General features: G+C 51.5%; 1 pseudogene. It reads left to right on the top strand.

Annotation, left to right across the window (positions count from 1 at the left end):
• Positions 1–272 (top strand): annotated as a pseudogene (locus AAEY88_RS13670) (hypothetical protein); the annotation flags it as partial.

The following is a 272-nucleotide window of genomic DNA, read 5'->3' as shown; positions in this document are numbered from 1 at the left end:
GGTAATACCTGTGTCAATGTAGTGACCGCACTACGTCACGCTGGTCTAAGCCAGTTAAAACAAGTGCATCTGACGACTTTGGTGGATTGGTCACTCAATCAAGAGGCAACTGACGACGGTGACCACATCTCTACTCGCATGCCTAATATCGACTTTCAACGTCATCATTTATTATCAGGCGCTTGGCAGTGGACAGACGCGCCGAACCCTGAGCCTATCACTATGCCCGTGGTCGATACCACCGAGGCAGGCTCGCAGCCGTTGGGTAATAC

It is taken from the genome of Psychrobacter sp. CAL346-MNA-CIBAN-0220 (assembly GCF_040309805.1).
GTDB lineage: Bacteria > Pseudomonadota > Gammaproteobacteria > Pseudomonadales > Moraxellaceae > Psychrobacter.
The sequence above is the reverse complement of the archived record's forward strand: the minus strand, read 5'-3'. Positions and strand labels throughout refer to the sequence as shown.